The 17,443-nt window shown below is 62.4% G+C and carries 29 protein-coding genes; 2 read left to right on the plus strand and 27 right to left on the minus strand.

Annotated elements, in window-relative coordinates; translation table 11 throughout:
- Positions 1-191 precede the first annotated feature (191 nt).
- Positions 192-2,471 (minus strand): SpoIIE family protein phosphatase, encoded by a 2,280-nt coding sequence (locus tag ACMNAY_RS09160; protein WP_418719177.1) that lies wholly within the window; start codon positions 2,469-2,471, stop codon positions 192-194.
- A 272-nt stretch (positions 2,472-2,743) separates the two neighbouring features.
- Here ACMNAY_RS09160 and ACMNAY_RS09165 point away from each other — a divergent pair, with 272 nt between their 5' ends.
- Together ACMNAY_RS09165 and ACMNAY_RS09170 are read left to right on the plus strand one after the other, a co-directional pair.
- Positions 2,744-3,235, plus strand: coding sequence for a GNAT family N-acetyltransferase (locus ACMNAY_RS09165; protein ID WP_418719178.1), 492 nt, complete (start codon positions 2,744-2,746; stop codon positions 3,233-3,235).
- Positions 3,236-3,321: 86 nt separating this feature from the next.
- Positions 3,322-3,723 (plus strand): NifB/NifX family molybdenum-iron cluster-binding protein, encoded by a 402-nt coding sequence (locus tag ACMNAY_RS09170; protein WP_418719179.1) that lies wholly within the window; start codon positions 3,322-3,324, stop codon positions 3,721-3,723.
- A gap of 89 nt (positions 3,724-3,812) precedes the next feature.
- On the opposite strand, the gene ACMNAY_RS09175 is transcribed toward ACMNAY_RS09170, so the two are convergent.
- The 26 genes from ACMNAY_RS09175 to rpsC all read right to left on the minus strand — a co-directional run bounded on the left by ACMNAY_RS09175 (position 3,813) and on the right by rpsC (position 17,434).
- Positions 3,813-4,964, minus strand: a complete 1,152-nt coding sequence (locus ACMNAY_RS09175) for a ribose-phosphate pyrophosphokinase (RefSeq protein ID WP_394968628.1) — start codon at positions 4,962-4,964, stop codon at positions 3,813-3,815.
- 275 nt (positions 4,965-5,239) lie between these two features.
- Positions 5,240-5,581, minus strand: a complete 342-nt coding sequence (gene rplQ / locus ACMNAY_RS09180; RefSeq protein ID WP_177522285.1) for a 50S ribosomal protein L17 — start codon at positions 5,579-5,581, stop codon at positions 5,240-5,242.
- A gap of 23 nt (positions 5,582-5,604) precedes the next feature.
- Positions 5,605-6,561, minus strand: a complete 957-nt coding sequence (locus ACMNAY_RS09185; protein WP_394976985.1) for a DNA-directed RNA polymerase subunit alpha — start codon at positions 6,559-6,561, stop codon at positions 5,605-5,607.
- A gap of 72 nt (positions 6,562-6,633) precedes the next feature.
- Positions 6,634-7,260 (minus strand): 30S ribosomal protein S4, encoded by a 627-nt coding sequence (rpsD, locus tag ACMNAY_RS09190; protein WP_394976983.1) that lies wholly within the window; start codon positions 7,258-7,260, stop codon positions 6,634-6,636.
- 19 nt (positions 7,261-7,279) lie between these two features.
- Complete coding sequence (gene rpsK, locus ACMNAY_RS09195) at positions 7,280-7,687, minus strand: 30S ribosomal protein S11 (protein ID WP_177522288.1); 408 nt, start codon at positions 7,685-7,687, stop codon at positions 7,280-7,282.
- Between the two features lie 15 nt (positions 7,688-7,702).
- Positions 7,703-8,074, minus strand: a complete 372-nt coding sequence (gene rpsM, locus ACMNAY_RS09200) for a 30S ribosomal protein S13 (protein WP_394976981.1) — start codon at positions 8,072-8,074, stop codon at positions 7,703-7,705.
- A gap of 91 nt (positions 8,075-8,165) precedes the next feature.
- Entirely contained in the window at positions 8,166-8,279 is a 114-nt protein-coding gene (gene rpmJ / locus ACMNAY_RS09205; RefSeq protein WP_058965281.1) for a 50S ribosomal protein L36, read from the minus strand.
- 30 nt (positions 8,280-8,309) lie between these two features.
- Positions 8,310-8,528, minus strand: coding sequence for a translation initiation factor IF-1 (gene infA / locus ACMNAY_RS09210; protein WP_058965282.1), 219 nt, complete (start codon positions 8,526-8,528; stop codon positions 8,310-8,312).
- A gap of 12 nt (positions 8,529-8,540) precedes the next feature.
- Positions 8,541-8,798 (minus strand): KOW domain-containing RNA-binding protein, encoded by a 258-nt coding sequence (locus tag ACMNAY_RS09215; RefSeq protein WP_394976979.1) that lies wholly within the window; start codon positions 8,796-8,798, stop codon positions 8,541-8,543.
- Positions 8,786-9,559, minus strand: a complete 774-nt coding sequence (map, locus tag ACMNAY_RS09220) for a type I methionyl aminopeptidase (protein WP_394976977.1) — start codon at positions 9,557-9,559, stop codon at positions 8,786-8,788. The genes ACMNAY_RS09215 and map overlap by 13 nt, the downstream gene beginning before the upstream one ends.
- Positions 9,560-9,562: 3 nt before the next feature.
- Positions 9,563-10,195 carry an adenylate kinase gene (locus ACMNAY_RS09225; RefSeq protein WP_394976975.1) on the minus strand — a complete coding sequence of 211 codons (633 nt, stop codon included), beginning with the start codon at positions 10,193-10,195 and terminating at the stop codon, positions 9,563-9,565.
- Between the two features lie 41 nt (positions 10,196-10,236).
- Positions 10,237-11,535: a preprotein translocase subunit SecY gene (secY, locus tag ACMNAY_RS09230; RefSeq protein ID WP_394976973.1), complete on the minus strand. Its 1,299-nt coding sequence runs from the start codon at positions 11,533-11,535 to the stop codon at positions 10,237-10,239.
- A gap of 1 nt (position 11,536) precedes the next feature.
- Positions 11,537-11,977 carry a 50S ribosomal protein L15 gene (rplO, locus tag ACMNAY_RS09235; protein ID WP_330058963.1) on the minus strand — a complete coding sequence of 147 codons (441 nt, stop codon included), beginning with the start codon at positions 11,975-11,977 and terminating at the stop codon, positions 11,537-11,539.
- A gap of 20 nt (positions 11,978-11,997) precedes the next feature.
- Complete coding sequence (gene rpmD / locus ACMNAY_RS09240) at positions 11,998-12,168, minus strand: 50S ribosomal protein L30 (RefSeq protein WP_177522300.1); 171 nt, start codon at positions 12,166-12,168, stop codon at positions 11,998-12,000.
- A 236-nt stretch (positions 12,169-12,404) separates the two neighbouring features.
- The gene (rpsE, locus tag ACMNAY_RS09245) at positions 12,405-12,908 is read right to left on the minus strand and encodes a 30S ribosomal protein S5 (RefSeq protein ID WP_177522295.1); all 504 of its coding nucleotides are present in this window, start codon (positions 12,906-12,908) and stop codon (positions 12,405-12,407) included.
- Between the two features lie 13 nt (positions 12,909-12,921).
- Positions 12,922-13,281, minus strand: a complete 360-nt coding sequence (gene rplR / locus ACMNAY_RS09250) for a 50S ribosomal protein L18 (protein WP_418719180.1) — start codon at positions 13,279-13,281, stop codon at positions 12,922-12,924.
- An 18-nt stretch (positions 13,282-13,299) separates the two neighbouring features.
- Positions 13,300-13,842, minus strand: coding sequence for a 50S ribosomal protein L6 (gene rplF / locus ACMNAY_RS09255; protein WP_394976971.1), 543 nt, complete (start codon positions 13,840-13,842; stop codon positions 13,300-13,302).
- A gap of 18 nt (positions 13,843-13,860) precedes the next feature.
- A complete protein-coding gene (gene rpsH / locus ACMNAY_RS09260; RefSeq protein ID WP_394960455.1) occupies positions 13,861-14,259 on the minus strand; it encodes a 30S ribosomal protein S8 in 399 nt (132 codons plus the stop codon).
- A gap of 123 nt (positions 14,260-14,382) precedes the next feature.
- Entirely contained in the window at positions 14,383-14,568 is a 186-nt protein-coding gene (locus tag ACMNAY_RS09265) for a type Z 30S ribosomal protein S14 (RefSeq protein WP_087172340.1), read from the minus strand.
- Positions 14,569-14,582: 14 nt separating this feature from the next.
- Positions 14,583-15,122 (minus strand): 50S ribosomal protein L5, encoded by a 540-nt coding sequence (gene rplE / locus ACMNAY_RS09270; protein WP_394976969.1) that lies wholly within the window; start codon positions 15,120-15,122, stop codon positions 14,583-14,585.
- Positions 15,123-15,137: 15 nt separating this feature from the next.
- Entirely contained in the window at positions 15,138-15,452 is a 315-nt protein-coding gene (rplX, locus tag ACMNAY_RS09275; RefSeq protein ID WP_394976967.1) for a 50S ribosomal protein L24, read from the minus strand.
- A gap of 13 nt (positions 15,453-15,465) precedes the next feature.
- Positions 15,466-15,834: a 50S ribosomal protein L14 gene (gene rplN / locus ACMNAY_RS09280; protein ID WP_370827648.1), complete on the minus strand. Its 369-nt coding sequence runs from the start codon at positions 15,832-15,834 to the stop codon at positions 15,466-15,468.
- A 29-nt stretch (positions 15,835-15,863) separates the two neighbouring features.
- A complete protein-coding gene (gene rpsQ / locus ACMNAY_RS09285; protein WP_394976965.1) occupies positions 15,864-16,118 on the minus strand; it encodes a 30S ribosomal protein S17 in 255 nt (84 codons plus the stop codon).
- 13 nt (positions 16,119-16,131) lie between these two features.
- Complete coding sequence (rpmC, locus tag ACMNAY_RS09290) at positions 16,132-16,317, minus strand: 50S ribosomal protein L29 (RefSeq protein WP_394964951.1); 186 nt, start codon at positions 16,315-16,317, stop codon at positions 16,132-16,134.
- A complete protein-coding gene (gene rplP, locus ACMNAY_RS09295) occupies positions 16,317-16,748 on the minus strand; it encodes a 50S ribosomal protein L16 (RefSeq protein WP_394964953.1) in 432 nt (143 codons plus the stop codon). Before rplP ends, rpmC begins: the two co-directional genes overlap by 1 nt.
- Entirely contained in the window at positions 16,748-17,434 is a 687-nt protein-coding gene (gene rpsC, locus ACMNAY_RS09300) for a 30S ribosomal protein S3 (RefSeq protein WP_394976963.1), read from the minus strand. Before rpsC ends, rplP begins: the two co-directional genes overlap by 1 nt.
- Positions 17,435-17,443: the final 9 nt, after the last annotated feature.

Raw genomic sequence — 17,443 nt, forward strand, 5'->3', positions numbered from 1 at the left:
TTTGAATGACCTCCCTTTGCTTGCTTGTGCAGTTGGCAGACCGCACTCCCAGTATAGCAAAGGGAGTTTTTCTTTTTCCATTATCGACATTAGTCTTCTTTTGAACCACTCGCCTAGCGAGTGGTTTTCGATATACAAAAAGCGCCCCCGCACGGCCCGCCGGGCCGCGCAGGAGCGCCTTTTTCCTTTTATCAAACCGCCTTTTCCAGCGCCAGCACTGCCACGGTGATGTCGTCCGGGCGGGTACTGCGGCTCACCCGGGCCTTGGCCATGTCCGCCAGGATGCGGGCGGTCTCGGCAGGAGTGCTGCCCGTTGCGGCGCAAAGTTCCAGCTGCTGGCAGATCCAGCCGGGGCCGTCCACCAGCGCGCCGTCGCTCACCAGCACCACCATCTCCTTCTCCCGCAGGGTCAGGGTGTGCTGCCCGCCCACCACGTTGCTCAGGATACCCACCGGCAGGCCCGCGGCCTCCACCGGCTCGGCCTTGCCGCCCCGCACCAGAAAGGTGGGGCAGGCCCCCGCTTTGTAAAGGCTGGCGCGCCCGGTGTAGAGGTCCACGCTCACCAGATCCAGCGTGGCGGCGCTCTCCTCGTCGCTCTTGAGGGCCAGCGCCACATTCACCAGCCTTGCGGCGCTCTCGGCGGCAAAGCCCGCTTTCAGCAGCTTTGCCGCCAGCGTGCAGGCCAGCGTGCCGTCGATGGCGGCGGGCCGGCCCACCCCCATGCCGTCGCAGAGAAGCAGGTGGGCGCTGCCAAAGGCGTCGCAGAACTGCTCCACCGCGTCGCCGCAGGCGTCCTCCTGGGCCGCGTGGGCTGCCAGACCGAACACCGGGTCGTACACCGCTTTCTCGGTGAGGGTGAGGGTGGTGACGAGGCCGGTGTGGTCCACCCCCAGCGGGGCCAGCGCCCGGTGGCAGATGGCCGCCGCCTCTTTGCCCAGCTCCGCCAGCTCTTCCTCGGAGAAGGCGGTGCGGCTGACGCTCACCGTCCCCCGCAGCCGCCCGGAGGCGTCATAGCCCAGCTGGGTCTCCAGGGGTTCCAGTCCCATTGAGGCCAGCAGCGCCGCCAACCGGGCGGTCTTACCCTCGTCGGGGGCCACGGTCTGCCCCAGCTGGCTGGCCATTTGGCCCAGCGCCTGCGCCATGGCGGTGTACTGCTCGGTGAGGGCGCTGCGCATGGCCTGGGCCCGAACCCGGCTCTCCCGCCGGCTGCGGTAGAGGGTATAGGCCCGCCCCGCCGCGCTGCACAGCTCCACCGGGTGCACACAGCGGCAGAACTGGCCCGGAAGCTGTTCCAGCGCCGCCCGGCCCTGCTGCTCCAGAATGGGTTTCAGGCGCAGAAAGCCATCCACTGTGTCGGAGTAGTGCTCCACCCAGCAGCGCTCCCGCTGGCCGCAGCCCCGGCAAAGCTCCTCGGCCACATGGTCCATCACCCAGTTGTAACTCTCACCCCGCTTGGGCAGCGTTTTGTAAACGCCGTCCACCGTGTCCGCGATGCCGGTGAGGGCCTGAGCCACATGTTCCAGCTGGCCCACGGCGCTGGCCACCCGGGGGCGGGCGGCGCTCTCGCTCACTGGCTCCGCCTGGCCGGGCAGAGCCGCCAGCCAGGGCCGGGGCAGCGCGAAAAAGGCGGCCTCGGCCAGCACGGCACTGGCCAGAAAGCCCAGTAGCTGCTCCGGCGCGGGAGCGGCCAGGCTGCACACCACCGCCGTACCCAAAAACACCGCTCCGCTGCCCATCCGCTCGCCGGGGGTGAAGAAGGCGGCCGCCAGACAGCCTGCCGCCACGCCCAAACCTGCAAAGGCCAGTTCCGGGTCAGCAGCGGTGAGCATGGCCGCGCCCGCTGTGCACAGGGCGGCGCAGTCCCGCACCCGGCCCCGGTAGGCCAGCCACAGCCCCGCTGCTGCCAGCACCGTCACAGCAGGCTCCAGCGGACCTGCGGGAAGATCGCAGAGGGCGGGCAGAGCCAGCATAGCCAGCGGGAAGGCTTGTCCCGCCAGCGGGGCGGAGGGGCGGGGCCGTGCCTTGGCCGTTTTTGCCAGAGCCAGACCGCCCCCCGCCGCCAGGATCGCCGCCCCCAGAGTGGCAAAAGCGGCTGCCGGGGTGGACAGCCCCGCCAGCGAGAGCATCAGCTGCACCAGCAGCAGGGTGCCGCTGCCCGCCACAGCGGCGGGCCAGAAGGTGGTGCGGAAGAGCCAGCGCCCTGCCAGAGCCGACGCCAGGGCCGCCAGCCAGCGCAGGCTGTCCACCGGGTCCAGCAGAGCGAGATAGCCCAGAGCCGCCCCCGCCGCAGCGCTCTGGACCCAGCTCTGCCCCACCCCCAGCACCAGCGACAGGCCGAAGGGGTGCAGTCCGCCGAAAACGCCCCCCGCCGCCAGGGCAAAGCCGCCGCCGCCCGCTGCCAGCTGCCACAGGACGGGGCCCGCTTCCTCCAACCGGCGGCGCAGGCGCAGGGTGCGCAAGTGTTCGTTCATCTTCCTCCACCTCGTTTTTCTTCCTTGGTTGTCAGCGCGGCGGCGGCCCGGGAACTATGTACGGCGGGCCGCCGCGACTGCTGTGGTACCACCGGCAGCCATTCGCCGCCGGCATTCGTCCACAGTATATGCTCCTGTCCCTTCGCTTTTTGCCGCAGGCCGTCGCAACGGCAAAATGCGTCAAAACCTTCCCTTTCCTCCCCTCTTCGGCGGGCGGCCATTGTCTTTTGCCCGCCGCTGTGGTATGCTCCTGTCAGAAAGGAGGGCGCGGTATGGAACTTGTTCTCCGACCCGCCGGCCGCCAGGACGCGGCGGTGCTCGCCGCCATTTACAATTCAAACCCGGAGTTTCTGCTCCACCATCTGGGCCGGGATCGAGTGGACGAAGCCTTCCTGCTGTCGGAACTGGAGGAGATGGCCGGGGCTGGATTTGTCACCCTGCTCATCACTCAGGGCCGGGACGGACCCGCTCTGGCCGCCGCCGATGTGCGGGACGGCGAGGAAGCCTATCTCTCCCTGCTCATCCTGCACCGCGACGCCCAGGGGCACGGACGGGGGCGTCAGTGCGCGGCGCTGCTGGAAGAGCATCTGCGCGCCGGCGGCAGCCGCCGGGTGCGCATCGACGTGGTGGACGACCACCCCGGCAATCCACTGCCCTTCTGGCGGCGGATGGGCTACGAAGGCAGCCAGCGGGTGGCTCTGACCTGGGGCGACAAGACCAGCAGCGCGCTGGTGCTGCGCAAGGAGCTGTGCCCCCTGCCTTGACTTTTCCGCTCTGCGGGGAGATAATGAGACCAAACAAACCGGGCGGCCGAATCTTCGGCCGCCCTTTCAAAAGGAGCATGGAACAAATGAAGATCGCTATCCCCTATGAGGCCGGTCAGGTCTTTCAGCACTTCGGCCACAGCCCCGCCTTCATGGTCTATGAGGTCGAGGCCGGCAAGGTGGTGAGCAGCGCCCTGCTGCCCACCAATGGCAGCGGCCACGGCGCACTGGCGGGCCTGCTGGCGGCCAATCAGGTAAACGCCCTGGTCTGCGGCGGCATCGGCGGCGGCGCCCGCACCGCGCTGGCCGCGGCGGGCATCGCAGTGTATGCCGGGGTCACCGGCAGCGCCGACGCTGCCGCTGCCGCGCTGGCCTCTGGAAGCCTGACCTTTGACCCGAACGCTGTCTGCGCTCATCACGAGCACCACGGCGAGGGTCACGACTGCGGCAGCCACGGCCATAACTGCGGCGGGCACTGCGGCGGCTGAGCCTGCATTGCAAAAAGAAAAGCCCTGACCGTTCCCGGTCAGGGCTTTTTTGCGCCAAATTGTTTTACGATTTGTATTAAATCGACGGATTATTTCACACCGTAGCGCTGCAGCAGAGCTTCGATCTTGGCGTGAGGATCGATGATGTTGCTCACGCTCATGTCGTGGTTGATGGCGGCCACAAAGTAAGCGATGTACTTGGACACGTCCACCTCGTGGAACCACTCGCGGCTGAGCAGGTCGGGGGTGCGGTAGGTCAGGTTGGTACCGAACACGCCGCTGATGATGCCGTCAGCGTAGGCCTTGTCGAACTCGGCCAGGCCGGCGGTGAAGATGGCGTAGGTGGCGTTGCAGAAGATGCGCTTGGCGCCCCGCTTCTTCAGCTCGTAGCCGATGTCCAGCATGCTCTCGCCGGAGGAGATGATGTCGTCGGCGATGAACACGTCCTTGCCTTCCACGCTCTCGCCCAGGTACTCATGGGCAACGATGGGGTTGCGGCCGTTCACAACGCGGCTGTAGTCGCGGCGCTTGTAGAACATGCCCAGGTTCACGCCCAGCACGCTGGCGTAGTACATGTTGCGGTTGATGGCGCCCTCGTCCGGGCTGATGACCATGAAGCTGTCGGGGGTGGGCTTGAAGTCAGGGATGTGCTTGAACATCGCCTTCATCACCTGGTAGGTGGGCATCACGTTGTCCATGCCCATCAGAGGCACCGCGTTGGACACGCGGGGGTCGTGGGCGTCGAAGGTGATGATGTTGGTCACGCCCATGCTCTGCAGCTCCTGCAAGGCGTAAGCGCAGTCCAGACTCTCGCGGTAAGTGCGGCGGTGCTGGCGGCTGCCGTAGAGCAGCGGCATGATGACGGTGATGCGGTGAGCCTTGCCGCTGGCGGCCTGGATCAGACGCTTCAGGTCCTGATAGTGGTCATCGGGGCTCATGCTGTTTTCCGAGCCGAACAGCCGGTACTTGCAGCTGTAGTTGCCCACGTCCACAACGAAGTAGAGGTCGTCACCGCGCACGGTGTCCTTGATCACGCCCTTGCCGTCGCCGGAAGAGAAACGGGGGCACTCGCTGGGAATGATGAAGGTCTCTTTGTTGAGGCCCTTCCGGTTGGCCCAGCGGACCAGGTGGCTGTCGATCAGCGCGGTCAGTTCGTGTGCGCCGGGGGTGGCAATGAGGCCGAGGTCTGCAACGCCGTTGCCGTCAATAAAAAACTCGGTGCCGCTGTGCTGCTGCTCCATCACAAGAAACAACTCCTGTTCTTTTTTTCGATTCCTGCCCCGGCAAAGCCGGGTCGTACATGATTACACCAACATATTAACATACTTTTTACCAAAGGAACAGCACTCCGCGCATTTTTCGGCATTTTCTGCGCCCCGCCCACGCTGTACGACCGCAGTGGGGCACAAATTTGGAGATATTGCCCAAAAGCGCGCTGTTTGTCCCTCCTTCGAAAAGAGAGCCGCCCCTGTTCCCGAAAGAACAGAGGCGGCGAAAAAGCCGTTAGGCGCTGCGATCAGACCAGCTCGATGATGGCCATCTCAGCGGCGTCGCCGCGGCGGGGGCCGATCTTGACGATGCGGGTGTAGCCGCCGTTGCGGTCAGCATACTTGGGGCCGTACTCGTCGATGACCTTCTTGGCCACGGTCTCCTTGGTGATGTAGGAGTAGACCTGACGCTTGGCGTGCAGCTCTTCCTTCTTCCCCAGGGTCACCATCTTCTCGGCCATGGAACGAACTTCCTTGGCACGGGTGACGGTGGTCTCGATCTTGCCGTTCTCAAACAGGTAGGTGACCATGGCACGCAGCATGGCGTTGCGGTGCTCGCTGGTTCTGCCGAGTTTTCTGGTACCGGGCATCCCGTTTCACTCCTTTGCTGTAATTACTCGTCGTCTTTGGTAAGGGTAAAGCCCAGAGAATCAAGCTTGGCCATGACCTCTTCCAGGCTCTTGCGGCCGAGGTTGCGGACCTTCATCATCTCGTCCTCGGACTTGTTGATCAAATCTTCCACGGTGTTGATGCCCGCGCGCTTCAGGCAGTTGAAGGAACGCACCGAGAGATCCAGCTCTTCGATGGTCATCTCCAGGGCCTTCTCCTTGCCCTTGTCGTCCTTCTCCACCATGATCTCCGCGCCGATGGCCTCCTCGGACAGGTTCACGAAGAGGTTCAGGTGCTCGGTGAGCACCCGGGCCGCCAGGCTCACTGCCTCTTTGGCGTTGATGGTGCCGTCGGTCCAAACCTCAATGGTGAGTTTGTCGTAGTCGGTGATCTGGCCAACGCGGGTGTTCTCCACGGTGTAGTTGACCTTCAGGACAGGGGTGTAGATGCTGTCGACAGGCAGAACGTTCAGATCGTTCTTCTCCATCAGCAGCTGCTTGTTGCGCTCAGCGGGCACATAACCCCGGCCCTTGTCGAAGGTGAGCTCCATCACGAGCTTGCCGCCTTCGTCCAGGGTGGCGATATGCCATTCGGGGTTGAGCACCTCGATCTCATCGCTGGGTTTGATGCTGCCAGCAGTAACTTCACACTCACCGGACGCCTCGATGCGAACGGTGACAGGGCCGTCGGCGTAGATCTTGGCGGCAATGCCTTTGAGGTTCAGAACGATCTCGGTCACGTCTTCCTTGACGCCGGGGATGGTGCTGAACTCGTGAACAACGCCGTCGATCTTAACGCTGGTGACGGCTACACCGGGAAGCGACGAGAGCAGGACACGCCGTAAGCTGTTGCCCAAGGTGGTACCGAAGCCACGCTCCAGCGGTTCCACGACAAACTTGCCGTAGCGTCCGTCGGGCGACAGGCTCGCGGTATCGATTCTGGGGCGTTCGATCTCCATCATAGTTAAATCCTCCCTTGGTGGCCGGCCCCGGAAGGCCGGCCGATAGTGTTCGCTTTCCCTTGGGTGAGTTTGTTACTTGGAGTACAACTCAACGATCAGGTGCTCGGCCACATCGAAGTCGATGTCGGCGCGGTCCGGCAGCTTGTCGACCACGACGCTCATCTTCTCGAGGTCCTTGGTCATCCAGCCGGGCACAGGGCGGGAGGCATTCTTCTCAGCGCACTCCTTCAGCTTGGCGCAGTCGGTGGTCTTGACTTCCACCTTGTCGCCGGCGCTCAGGAGGTAGGAGGGGATGTTGACGATCTTGCCGTTCACGGTGAAGTGACGATGCAGGACCAGCTGACGGGCTTCCTTGCGGCTCATGGCGAAGCCGGCGCGGTAGACAACGTTGTCCAGGCGGCTCTCCAGGATGCGCAGCAGGTTCTCACCGGTCATGCCGCTCTTGCGCTCGGCCATGTCAAAGTAGTGGGCGAACTGGCTCTCCAGAACGCCGTAGTAACGCTTCGCCTTTTGCTTGGCGCGCAGCTGCAGGCCATACTCGCTGACCTTCTTGCGCACCTGGCCGGCGCCATGCTGGCCGGGCACAAAGCTGCGGCGCGCGAACGCGCACTTATCGGAATAGCAGCGCTCGCCTTTCAAAAACAGTTTCTGACCTTCGCGGCGGCACTGACGGCACACTGCGCCTGTATATCTTGCCATTCTTGTTCCTCCTTAAAAATCAGATGCGGCGACGCTTGGGCGGGCGGCAGCCATTGTGGGGGATGGGGGTCACGTCCTTGATCATGTTGACCTCCAGGCCGGTAGCCTGCAGCGCGCGGATGGCGGCTTCGCGGCCGGCGCCGGGGCCCTTGACGTAGACCTCAACGGTCTTCATGCCATGCTCCATGGCCACCTTGGCAGCAGCCTCGGCCGCGGACTGGGCGGCGAAGGGAGTGCTCTTGCGGGAGCCACGGAAGTTCAGGCCGCCGGAGCTGGCCCAGGAAACGGTGTTGCCCTGCGTATCGGTAATGGTAACGATGGTATTGTTAAAGGTGCTCTGGATATGAGCAGCGCCACGCTCGATGTTCTTGCGCTCGCGCCGCTTGGTACGCACAGCGCCCTTCTTAGCAGCAGCTTTAGTTGCCATTTCTCATGCTCCTCCTTACTTCTTCTTGTTCGCGACGGTGCGCTTCGGGCCCTTGCGGGTACGAGCGTTGGTCTTGGTGCGCTGGCCGCGAACGGGCAGCCCCTTGCGATGACGAACGCCACGGTAGCACTGGACTTCCACCAGGCGCTTGATGTCCAGCGCCACGTTGCGGCGCAGGTCGCCTTCCACGATGACGTTGTTCTTGTCCAGATACTCACGGATCAGGTTTTCCTGATCAGCGGTCAGGTCCTTCACGCGGGTGTCGGGATCGATGTTGGTAGCCGCCAGGATCTTCTTGGCGGTGCTGGGGCCAATGCCATAGATGTAAGTCAGGCCTACTTCAACCCGCTTCTCGCGGGGCAGGTCAACGCCGGCAATACGTGCCATAGTTTCAAAAACCTCCTAAAATAACATCCCATGTCCGTGTCGGGGGCTGCGCCGGGAATCTACGCACTTGCCCCCCAAGCGCTGGGGGGCCTTAGCCCTGGCGCTGCTTATGCTTGGGGTTTTCGCAAATGACCATCACGCGACCTTTGCGCTTGATGACCTTGCATTTTTCGCAGATGGGTTTCACGGAAGGCTTAACCTTCATGCTGATAACCTCCTTTGTGACTTGGGCGCTTTACTTAGAGCGCCAGGTGATGCGCCCCTTGGTCAGATCGTAGGGCGACATTTCCAGAGTAACCTTGTCTCCGGGCAGGATGCGGATGAAGTTGGTCCGCAGTTTGCCGGAGATGTGCGCCAGCAACCGATGGCCGTTTGCCAGCTCCACCCGGAAGGTGGCGTTGGGCAGCGCCTCAACAACGGTGCCCTCAACTTCGATGACGTCTTCTTTAGACAAGCTCTTCCCTCCTCATGGTTTTGCGGGGTGTTCGGCGTCAAACGCTTCCACCGCCGCTGCGAGCTGTTTGTCGGTTGCAAGGCTTTCGCCCCGCAGAACGGTTGCGGTGGGGGCCACATGCCTTATCTTTTTGGCTTTGGGCCGATCCAGTTTGCGCAGACTTCCGTCTGCGAGAAAAAGCATCTGGCCTTGTATGCCGATCACCGCAAAGGTCCGGTTTTTGTCCCGGCCGGCTTTCGAGCGGACCAGCTGGCCTTTTACAAAGTCCATTCCGGGCCCTCCCATGCTTTGGTCAGAACTTCCGGACCTGCGGCGGTGATGGCGACCGTATGCTCGAAGTGAGCGGAAAGGCCGCCGTCCGCCGTTGTCACCGTCCATCCATCGGCCCCCGTCACCACGGAGTAGTGCTTCTGGTTGACCATGGGTTCAATGGCAAGGGTCATGCCCGCCACCAGGCGGGGGCCCCGGCCCGCGGGCCCGAAATTGGGCACCTCCGGGTCTTCGTGGAGCTCTTTGCCCACGCCATGGCCCACGAAACTGCGGACGACCGAGAAGCCGTTTTCCTCGACATAGGTCTGCACCGCGTTGCTGATGTCGCCCACCCGCGCGCCGGACACCGCGGCGGCAATGCCGCGGTGCAGCGACTCACGCGTGACCTCCAGCAGACGCCGGGCCTCCAGGTCCAGCTTGCCGCACCCGAAGGTGCAGGCATTGTCGCCGTTGAAGCCGCCCCAGGCAGCCCCTGTGTCGATGCTGATGATGTCACCCGGCCGGATCACCTTTGCATGGCTGGGGATGCCGTGGATCACTTCGTCGTTGACGCTGATGCACGCGGTGCCCGGGAAACCATACAGGCCCTTGAAGTTGGGCTTGGCGCCCTGCCGTTTGATAAAGTCGAAGATGATTTTGTCGATCTCGGCGGTGGTGATACCGGCCTCGATCGCTTCGCCGCCGTGCCGCAGCGCCAGAGCGCTGATCTCGCAGGCCCGACGCATGGCGGCAAGTTCCTTGGCGTTTTTAAGCTGGATCACGCGTTACGCCTCCAGTGCTTTCAGCAGGAGAGCGGTGGTGTCGGCAATGGTGTCCTGCCCTTCCACAACCACCAGCTTGCCGCGCTGACGGTAGAAATCCACCAGCGGCTCGGTCTGCTCATGGTAGGCAGCCAGCCGGTCGCGCACGGTGGCGGGCTCGTCGTCCTTGCGGACGATCAGAGGCCCGCTGCACCGGTCGCACCGGTCAGGCTCGCGGCTGGGCTTGAACTCCAGATGGTAGGAAGCCCCGCAGGCAGAGCACACACGCCGGCCGGAAAGCCGCCGCATGATCACTTCGTCAGCCACCTCCAGGTCCACCACCTTGTCGATGGCCACGCCCATCTGCTCCAGAGCCTCAGCCTGGGCGACCGTGCGGGGCACGCCGTCCAGGATGAAGCCCTTTTCGCAGTCGGGCTGGGCCAGACGCTCTTTGATGATCCCGATGATGACATCGTCGGGGACAAGCGCGCCGCTGTCCATAAAGGATTTCGCTTTCAGCCCCATCTCGGTGCCGTTTTTCACGGCTTCACGCAGGATGTTGCCGGTGCTGATGGCCGGAATGCCCAGCTTATCGCAGACGATCTCGGCCTGGGTGCCTTTGCCGGCGCCCGGAGCGCCCAGAAGAATCAGATTCATGCTCGTTTGTCCCCTTTCTGTTTTGTGTTTCGCGTCAGAGCTTACTCAAGGAAGCCCTTGTGATGCCGCATCAGCATGTAGCTTTCCATGTTGCGGCCGGTGTCCAGCGCCACGCCCACGACGATCAGCAGGCTGGTACCGCCCAGCTGAATGTTCACGCCGGTGACGTTGCCCAGCACGATGGGCAGCACCGCGACGATGCCAAGGAACACAGCGCCGATCAGGGTGATCTTGGACAGGCTCTTGGTAATGAAGTCGCTGGTGGGCTTGCCCGGGCGGATGCCGGGGATCGCGCCGTTGTTCTTGCGCAGGTTGTTGGCGATCTCAACGGGGTTGTACTGAATGGCCACGTAGAAGTAGTTGAAGGCCAGGATCAGCAGCAGGTAGATCACAGCGTAGAGCACGCTGTTGTAGTTGAACACGTTGAAGAAAGCCACCCAGAAAGAGCTCTTGACCTGCAGCAGGCTGCCGATCATGTTGGGGATGCTGCACAGGGTGCTGGCGAAGATGACGGGCATAACGCCGCTCATGTTCACCTTGATGGGAATGTGGCTCGCCTGACCGCCGTACATCTTGCGGCCCACCACACGCTTGGCGTACTGCACCGGGATGCGGCGCTCGCCGTTGGTGAGGATGACCACGAACACCACCGCGGCGATCGCCAGGATGGCGATGACGGGGATGTAGACGTAGTACTGAGGCTTGCCGTCAGCAGCTTCGGCCAGCAGGGCCTGCACGCTGCCGATGACGTCGCTCCAGCGGGAGATGATGCCCACGAAGATCAGCAGGGAAACACCGTTGCCGATGCCCTTGTCGTCGATCTGCTCGCCCATCCAGGTGAGCAGCTGGCTGCCGGCGGCGAAGCTCAGCACGATAACAACAGCGCTGAACCAGGCCTCCCAGCCGGTGTTGTAGGCCAGCACGCCCCAGCTGCGCAGCACCATGTAGTAGCCAATGCTCATGGCCACGCCGATGCCGGCGCCGGTGTAGCGGGTGATGCGGGTCAGCTTGCGCCGGCCTTCCTCACCCTCTTTGCTCAGCCGCTCCAGGGCGGGGATCGCCACAGTGAGCAGCTGAATGATGATGGAGGCGTTGATATAGGGCGATACGCTCAGGGCGAAGATCGCGCACTGGCTCAGCGCGCCGCCGCTCATCATGTTCAGGTAATCCAGCATGTTGCCGCTGCCGCCCAGCTGGCGGAACAGCTCCAGCGCGTCCACGTTGACGTAGGGCACGCTGATGGCGCAACCCAGCCGGAAGATCACGAGGATCATCAAGGTGAACAGGATCTTTTTACGCAGTTCGGGGATCTTCCACGCATTGCGGAACGTATCGAACACCTTAGATCACCTCGGCCTTTCCGCCTGCCTTCTCGATCTTTTCTTTGGCAGTGGCGGTGTAGGCCGCCAGCTGAACGGTGAGGGCTTTGGTCAGTTCGCCATTGCCCAGCACCTTCACGCCGTCCAGGCTCTTCTTGATCAGACCGGCTTCCACCAGGGCCTTGGTGTCAACCACGGCACCGGCTTCGAACTTGGCCTCCAGGTCGCTGACCTTAACGGTAGCATACTCGGTGGCGAAAATGTTGTTGAAACCGCGCTTGGGCAGGCGGCGCTGCAGCGGCATCTGGCCGCCTTCGAAGCCGGCCTTCTTGACGCCGGACCGGGCCTTCTGGCCCTTGTGGCCGTAACCAGCGGTCTTGCCGTTGCCGCTGCCGTGGCCGCGGCCCTTGCGCTTCGCTGCCACGTTGGAGCCGGCGGCGGGCTTTAATTCATGAAGCTTCATCTGCTTGCACCTCCTTGCTGTTACGCTTTGGTGACCACGACCATGTGGCTGATCTTGGCGATCTTGCCGGCGGTCTGGGCGTTGTCGGGCTGAACGGTGACGTCGCCGATCTTCTTCAGGCCCAGGCTCTTGGCGGTGGCGATCTGCTTGGCGCCGCGGCCGGACAGGCTCTTGGTCAGCTTCACAGTCACGGTGCCGGCCTTGGCTTCCGCCTTCTTGGCGGCGGTCTTCTTGGCGGCGGGCTTCGCCTCGCCGTCGGCCGCCTTCTTGGTGGTCTTCTTGGCGGCGGGCTTGGCCTCGCCGTCAGCCGCCTTCTTCGCAGCGGGCTTCTTGGCCGCGCTGGCCTTCTTGGCGGCGGGCTTCTTCTCGGCGGCAGCCTCGGTGGCCGCTACCTTCTTCTCGGTTTCTGCCATTGTAAGCTACCTCCTTAACCCAGAATCTCTTTCACGGTCTTGCCGCGCTTGGCAGCAACTTCCTCGGCGCTGACCAGGTTGCACAGGCCGTTGAAGGTGGCGGTGACCACGTTGCAGGGGTTGTTGGAGCGCAGGCACTTGGTACGGATGTCCTTGATGCCGGCCACTTCCAGGACCGCACGAACGGGGCCGCCGGCGATAACGCCGGTACCGGGGGCGGCGGGACGCATCAGGATGCGGCCGGCGCCGAACTCGCCCACGATCTCGTGGGGGATGGTGGTGCCCTTCATGTTGATCTTGTGCATGTTCTTCTTGGCAGCCTCGAGGCCCTTGCGGATCGCCTCGGGAACCTCACCAGCCTTGCCCATGCCAAAACCGATGGTGCCCTTGCCGTCGCCAACGACAACCAGAGCGCTGAACTTCATCACGCGGCCGCCTTTAACGGTTTTGGATACGCGGTTGATGGCAACGACTTTTTCCAGCATGCCGTCGTCAACTTCACGATTTCTTCTTTCCATTGTATCCTCCTCCTTACAGCTCCAGGCCGCCCTCGCGGGCGCCCTCGGCCAAAGCTTTCACGCGGCCGTGATACACAAAGCCACCGCGATCGAACACGACGGTCTTGATGCCTTTGGCCAGAGCCTTCTCGGCGATCATCTTACCGACCTTGTTCGCCGCCTCGACGTTGCCGCCGAAGCCCTCAAAACCCTTCTCCATCGTGGAGGCGCTGACCAGGGTCACGCCGGCCACGTCATCAATGATCTGGGCATAGATGTGCTTGGAGGAGCGGAATACATCCAGACGGGGGCACTCAGCGGTGCCGCTGATCTTACCGCGCACACGGCGGTGACGACGAAGCCGGGCTTCGTTCTTGTCAGGCTTATTAACCATTGTCTTTCACTCCTTACCTTATTTGCCTTTGCCGGCCTTGCCCTCTTTGCGGATGATGTGCTCACCGGCATAGCGGATGCCCTTGCCCTTGTAAGGCTCGGGGGGGCGCTTCTCGCGCACTTCCGCGGCAAACTGGCCGACCTTCTGTTTGTCGATGCCCTTGATGATGATGGTGTTGGCGTCCGGAGCCTCGATCTTGATGTCGTCGGTCTCGTTCACGATCACCTGATGGGAGAAGCCCAGGTTCATCACCAGGCTGCTGCCCTGCTTGGCCACACGGTAGCCGACGCCCTGAACTTCCAGCTTCTTCTCGAAGCCGTTCACAACGCCCTCCACCATGTTGGAGATGTTGGTGCGGGTGAGGCCGTGCAGGCTGCGGGCCTCTTTCTCGTCATTGGGGCGGGTCACCAGGATTTCACCATTCTCGACCTTCACGGTCATCAGCGGATGGATCTTGGAATTCAGGGTGCCCTTGGGGCCCTTCACGGTAACGTCGTGCCCGTTGACGGAGACCTCGACGCCCGCAGGAATGACGATGGGTTTTCTTCCAATTCTCGACATTGTCTTTATGCCCCTTTCTTACCACACAAAGGCGAGTACTTCGCCGCCAACGTTGGCAGCTCTGGCAGCCTTGTCGGTCATAACGCCCTTAGAAGTGGAAATGATCGCGGTGCCCAGGCCCTTCATGACCCGGGGCATATCCTCGCAGTTGGTGTAGATGCGCAGGCCGGGCTTGGAAACGCGCCGCAGGCCGGCGATGACGGGCTGGCCGTTGTCCTGATACTTCAGGGTCAGGCGCAGGGTGCCCTGCTTGTTGTCTTCGATCAGCTGCACACTCTTGATGTAGCCCTCGTCAACCAGGATCTGGCAGATCGCCTTCTTCAGGTTGGAAGCGGGAACGTCTACAGAAGGGTGTTTGGCACAGCTGGCGTTGCGGATGCGGGTGAGCAGGTCCGCGATGGGATCGGTGATATGCATGCCACTAACCTCCTTAAGGTTCTTCGTTTGGGTTGTTCTTCAAAAGCGGCGGGGCGGCGGGCCCTCAGGACCCTTAGCCGCCCGCCCGCTCCGCCGGCCGGTTGGGCCGGCAGGCAGCGGGATTTACCAGCTGGCCTTCTTCACACCGGGGATCTCGCCCTTGTAGGCCAGTTCCCGGAAGCAGATGCGGCAGATGCCGTACTTACGCAGGTAAGCATGGGGACGGCCGCAGATTTTGCAGCGGTTGTAGGCGCGGGTAGAGAACTTGGGCTCGCGCTGCTGCTTGATCTTCATAGAAGTTTTTGCCACAGTCGTACCCTCCCTCAGTTAGCGAACGGAGCGCCCAGAGCCTTCAGCAGCTCCTTGGCCTCTTCGTCGGTGTTCGCGGTGGTGACAAAGCAGATGTCCATGCCACGCACGGCGTCGATCTTGTCGTAGTCGATTTCAGGGAAGATCAGCTGCTCCTTGATGCCCACGGCGTAGTTGCCGCGGCCGTCGAAGGAGTTGCCGTTGATGCCGCGGAAGTCACGCACGCGGGGCAGAGCCACGCTGAACAGACGATCCACGAACTCGTACATACGCTCGCCCCGCAGGGTAACCTTCACGCCGATGGGCATGCCCTCGCGCAGCTTGAAGTTCGCAACGCTCTTCTTGGCGCGGCAAACCACAGGGCGCTGGCCGGTCACGGTGGCGATGTCGCCCAGAATGGCGTCCATCATCTTGGGGTTGTCCTTGGCGTCGCCGCAGCCCACGTTCACGACCACCTTGTCGAGCTTGGGGATCTGCATCACGCTCTTGTAGCCGAACTTGCTCATCAGGGCGGGAGCGATCTCGCTGACATACTTATCTTTCAAACGTGCCATTGATATTCTCCCTCCTTACAGCTCGGCGCCGCACTTGCGGCACACGCGCACATTCTTGCCATCCTTCACGGAGTGGGCCACGCGGGTGGCCTTGCCGCACTTGGGGCAAACCGGCATGACCTTGCAGGCGTAGATGGCGCCCTCGGCCTTCACGATGCCGCCCTGCTCGCCCTGACGGCGAGGCTTGACGTGCTTGGTGACCATGTTGCGGCCCTCGATGATGACCTTGCCCTCCTTGGGGCTGACAGCCAGAACCTTGCCGGTCTTGCCTTTGTCTTTACCGCTGATGATCATAACGTTGTCGCCGGTTTTAACATGAAGATTGTTCATTCTTAAAACCTCCTTACAGCGATTCCGGAGCCAGGCTCAAGATCTTCAGGTAGCCATTCTCGCGCAGTTCGCGGGCGACCGGTCCAAAGATACGGGTGCCTCTCGGGTTTTTGTCTTCACGGATGATAACAGCCGCATTCTCGTCGAAACGGATGTAGCTGCCGTCCTCACGGCGCAGGCCATGCTTGCTGCGAACGATCACAGCCTTGACCACGTCGCCTTTCTTCACGGTGCCGCCGGGGGCCGCCTTCTTGACGGAAGCCACCACGACGTCGCCGATGTTCGCATATCTCTTGCGGGAGCCGCCCAGCACACGAATGCACATTAACTCTTTGGCACCGGTGTTATCGGCCACTTTGAGATACGTTTGCATCTGAACCATTGCCAGATCCTCCTTTCAAAGTACCAGGCTTATTTCGCCTTCTCAACGATCTTGACCATGCGCCAGCGCTTGTCCTTGGACAGGGGCCGGGTCTCCATGATCATCACACGGTCGCCAACGCCACACTCGTTATTCTCGTCGTGGGCCTTGAACTTCACGGTGCGCTTCAGGATCTTCTTGTAAAGGGGGTGCTGAACGCTGTCGCGCACGGCGACCACGATGGTCTTATCCATCTTGTCGGACACAACGGTGCCCACACGGGTCTTTCTCAAATTCCGTTCCATCGTTTAACCTCCCTTACGCTTTCTCTGCCAGGACAGTCAGCACACGGGCGATGTCCTTCTTGACGATGTCGATGCGGCCGGGATTCTCCAGCTGGTTGATGGCGTGCTGAAAGCGCAGGTTGAACAGCTCTTCCTTCAGCTCGCCCAGCTTCTTATTCAGATCCGCGGCGGACATGTTGCGCAGTTCTGCAGCTTTCATCAGCCCTCAACCTCCTTCACTTCATCTTCACGCTTGGCAAACTTGCACTTGACAGGCAGCTTATGCATGGCAAGGCGCAGAGCCTCGCGGGCGGTCTCCTCGTTGACGTCAGCCAGCTCGAAGAGAACGCGGCCGGGCTTGACCACAGCGACCCAGTACTCGGGGCTGCCTTTACCGGAACCCATTCGGGTCTCGGCGGGCTTTTCGGTAACGGGCTTGTCGGGGAAGATCTTGATCCAGACCTTACCGCCACGCTTGATGTAACGGGTCATGGCGATACGGGCGGCCTCGATCTGACGGCTGTCGATCCAGCCGGGCTCCAGAGCGACCAGGCCGTACTGGCCCTGGTTCACGGTGTTGCCGCGCATGGCCTTACCGGTCATGCGGCCGCGGTGGACGCGGCGGTATTTAACGCGCTTAGGCAGTAACATTACTTATTGCCTCCTTCCTTGCGGGCGGCGGGCTTGGCGCCCTTGAGGACCTCACCCTTGTAGATCCACACCTTCACGCCGATGCGGCCGTAGGTGGTGGCAGCCTCCGCAAAGCCGTAGTCGATGTCGGCGCGCAGGGTCTGCAGGGGGATGGTGCCCTCGTGGTAGGTCTCGGTGCGGGCGATGTCGGCGCCGCCCAGACGGCCGGCGACCTGGGTCTTGATGCCCTTGGCGCCACGCTGCATCGCGCGGCCCATGCACTGCTTCATGGCACGGCGGAAGCCGATGCGGCGCTCCAGCTGGCCGGCGATGTTCTCGGCCACGAGCTGGGCGTTGGTGTCCATGTTCTTGACCTCAACGATGTTCACGTTGACGGGCTTGCCCACCATCTTGGAGAGCTGGTCCTGCAGCTTGACGATCTCGCTGCCGCCCTTGCCGATGACCATGCCGGGCTTGGCGCACCAGATGCTCACCTTCAGCTTGGACTCGCCGGACTGACCGTCCAGGGTACGCTCGATCTCGATCTTGGGCACGCCAGCGCCGAAGAGCTGCTTCTTCAGGGTCTTGCGGATCTTGTAATCCTCGACCAGGGTGTCGCCGAATTCCTTTTTGGAAGTAAACCAGCGGCTGTCCCAATCTTTGATGACGCCCACGCGAAGACCGTGGGGATTCACTTTCTGGCCCATTGTGTTTAC

It is taken from the genome of Candidatus Allofournierella merdipullorum (genome assembly GCF_048426865.1).
Lineage (GTDB): Bacteria > Bacillota > Clostridia > Oscillospirales > Ruminococcaceae > Allofournierella_A > Allofournierella_A merdipullorum.

Bases quoted from the DNA above. Each gene is read 5' to 3' on its own strand.
- rpsH (WP_394960455.1), bottom strand. From the start codon at position 14,259: ATGCATATCACCGATCCCATCGCGGACCTGCTCACCCGCATCCGCAAC.
- ACMNAY_RS09225 (WP_394976975.1), bottom strand. From the start codon at position 10,195: ATGAATCTGATTCTTCTGGGCGCTCCGGGCGCCGGCAAAGGCACCCAG.
- ACMNAY_RS09185 (WP_394976985.1), bottom strand. From the start codon at position 6,561: ATGATGGAGATCGAACGCCCCAGAATCGATACCGCGAGCCTGTCGCCC.
- rpsE (WP_177522295.1), bottom strand. From the start codon at position 12,908: ATGGAAAGAAGAAATCGTGAAGTTGACGACGGCATGCTGGAAAAAGTC.
- ACMNAY_RS09170 (WP_418719179.1), top strand. From the start codon at position 3,322: ATGAAGATCGCTATCCCCTATGAGGCCGGTCAGGTCTTTCAGCACTTC.
- rplN (WP_370827648.1), bottom strand. From the start codon at position 15,834: ATGGTTCAGATGCAAACGTATCTCAAAGTGGCCGATAACACCGGTGCC.
- rplF (WP_394976971.1), bottom strand. From the start codon at position 13,842: ATGTCGAGAATTGGAAGAAAACCCATCGTCATTCCTGCGGGCGTCGAG.
- ACMNAY_RS09165 (WP_418719178.1), top strand. From the start codon at position 2,744: ATGGAACTTGTTCTCCGACCCGCCGGCCGCCAGGACGCGGCGGTGCTC.
- rpsM (WP_394976981.1), bottom strand. From the start codon at position 8,074: ATGGCACGTATTGCCGGCGTTGACCTGCCCCGCGAGAAGCGGGTTGAA.
- rplQ (WP_177522285.1), bottom strand. From the start codon at position 5,581: ATGCCCGGTACCAGAAAACTCGGCAGAACCAGCGAGCACCGCAACGCC.
- rplO (WP_330058963.1), bottom strand. From the start codon at position 11,977: ATGAAGCTTCATGAATTAAAGCCCGCCGCCGGCTCCAACGTGGCAGCG.
- rpsK (WP_177522288.1), bottom strand. From the start codon at position 7,687: ATGGCAACTAAAGCTGCTGCTAAGAAGGGCGCTGTGCGTACCAAGCGG.
- ACMNAY_RS09215 (WP_394976979.1), bottom strand. From the start codon at position 8,798: ATGGACTTTGTAAAAGGCCAGCTGGTCCGCTCGAAAGCCGGCCGGGAC.
- ACMNAY_RS09175 (WP_394968628.1), bottom strand. From the start codon at position 4,964: ATGGAGCAGCAGCACAGCGGCACCGAGTTTTTTATTGACGGCAACGGC.
- rpmJ (WP_058965281.1), bottom strand. From the start codon at position 8,279: ATGAAGGTTAAGCCTTCCGTGAAACCCATCTGCGAAAAATGCAAGGTC.
- rpsQ (WP_394976965.1), bottom strand. From the start codon at position 16,118: ATGGAACGGAATTTGAGAAAGACCCGTGTGGGCACCGTTGTGTCCGAC.
- rplE (WP_394976969.1), bottom strand. From the start codon at position 15,122: ATGGCACGTTTGAAAGATAAGTATGTCAGCGAGATCGCTCCCGCCCTG.
- rplR (WP_418719180.1), bottom strand. From the start codon at position 13,281: ATGGTTAATAAGCCTGACAAGAACGAAGCCCGGCTTCGTCGTCACCGC.
- rplX (WP_394976967.1), bottom strand. From the start codon at position 15,452: ATGAACAATCTTCATGTTAAAACCGGCGACAACGTTATGATCATCAGC.
- rpsD (WP_394976983.1), bottom strand. From the start codon at position 7,260: ATGGCAAGATATACAGGCGCAGTGTGCCGTCAGTGCCGCCGCGAAGGT.
- ACMNAY_RS09160 (WP_418719177.1), bottom strand. From the start codon at position 2,471: ATGAACGAACACTTGCGCACCCTGCGCCTGCGCCGCCGGTTGGAGGAA.
- rpsC (WP_394976963.1), bottom strand. From the start codon at position 17,434: ATGGGCCAGAAAGTGAATCCCCACGGTCTTCGCGTGGGCGTCATCAAA.
- rpmC (WP_394964951.1), bottom strand. From the start codon at position 16,317: ATGAAAGCTGCAGAACTGCGCAACATGTCCGCCGCGGATCTGAATAAG.
- rplP (WP_394964953.1), bottom strand. From the start codon at position 16,748: ATGTTACTGCCTAAGCGCGTTAAATACCGCCGCGTCCACCGCGGCCGC.